General features: G+C 47.3%; 1 protein-coding gene and 1 pseudogene. Both read right to left on the bottom strand.

Annotated features, from left to right (window positions below):
• Positions 1 to 943 (bottom strand): PHP domain-containing protein (locus R7F67_RS24100; protein WP_318057446.1); only part of this gene is annotated, 943 nt, incomplete at its 3' end.
• 6 nt (positions 944 to 949) lie between these two features.
• Positions 950 to 1,368 (bottom strand): annotated as a pseudogene (locus tag R7F67_RS24095) (DNA polymerase Y family protein); the annotation flags it as partial.

Raw genomic sequence — 1,368 nt, 5'->3', positions numbered from 1 at the left:
GAATGGTTAAAAAGTAATAATGGTACTTGAGGTCTTCTATCAACCTCAGTTCGTTTTCGATGGTTTGGTTGATGTCCTCCGGCACGCCTTCAGGAAAGCGACGCTCTTTACCTTGTTCCACCAACATTCGTAAGTAAGAATTTGGTGTATAGCCATTAGGAATCAGTTCTGTAGGGTATTCGTATTTCAGATCAGACAATTTGAATTCGCACAAATCCGCGATGTACTTACTTTCCTCTAGCCACTCTGGTTTGTAGATACGAACCAACTTATTCAGTGGTCGTAATGCGCGTTCAGCATTAGAAAGACGTTCAAAGCCCAGCTTATCAACACTGCAACCATGCTTAATGGCGGTGAGTATATGTTGTAAAGGCAGGCGCTCAGCCGTGTGCATGAGTACGCCGCCACAAGCTGTAATAGGCAGTTGCAATTCGTGAGCTAGCTTCTCGCAGTGATTTGTGTAGGCATCATCGTCGCCACCAAGATGACGTTGAATCGCAACCCATAGTCGATTGTTATGGTGTTGATTGAGCCAGCGCCCCCAGTAATGGTCACTCGCTTGATGGGTAGGAAGCCACAATACTAAGCAGTGACGAATCGACATCAGATCCCACTCAGAAAGCTGATAACTGCCTTTTTCGCTGCGTCGTCTCGCGTTAGTGATGATACGGCACATCTCAGCATAAGCTTTACGGCAGGGGCAAAGTAGGACTATTTGGCACTCTTCGTTGAGCCAGAACATACTGCCGACGATCTGTTTGATATCAAGTTTATGCTGTTCAATCGTTGCATGAGCTTTGACCACGCCAGCGACCGAGCACTCATCAGTAATCGCGATGGCATGGTAGCGATAAAAAGCCGCTTGCAACACAAGCTCTTCTGCATGAGAAGCGCCAGTGAGGAAAGAGAAATTAGACTGACAAAATAATTCTGCGTAACTCATAACGACTCAACAAAAATAGCCATGAAGAAACCAATGTTTATGTTGACCGCGAAATCCCCAGAACCAGCGACCTTGCTTGGTATGAGCAATGTAGTAATCGCGCATAATTTCGTCGCCATCCCACCATCCGGATACGATTCGTTCTGGTCCATGCACCAGCGATACTTGTTCTTGCAGAGCAATTGGGACAGGCAGTTGCATTGCTGGGCGCAGCAAATCTGGGATGCTATGAGTGGGTACGTCTGGCTCATCGGCTAGTCGGTATTGGCTGGCTTTCTCCGGTCTTGGGTCGCAGGCAATATCTGGCTTGAGCACTGCACTTTTCCCAAGTTTAGCTTGGAGTAAAGAGAGCAGTTCTAACGCATTCATCTGTCCTTTTGGCCCAGAAAAAAGATCTCGCGCAGCACTTAAAGGCTCACCCTGAC

It is taken from the genome of Vibrio sp. YT-17, assembly GCF_033337375.1.
Classification (GTDB): Bacteria; Pseudomonadota; Gammaproteobacteria; order Enterobacterales; family Vibrionaceae; genus Vibrio; species Vibrio alginolyticus.
Note: the sequence above shows the minus strand (reverse complement) of the source record. Positions and strands in the feature narration are given on the sequence as shown.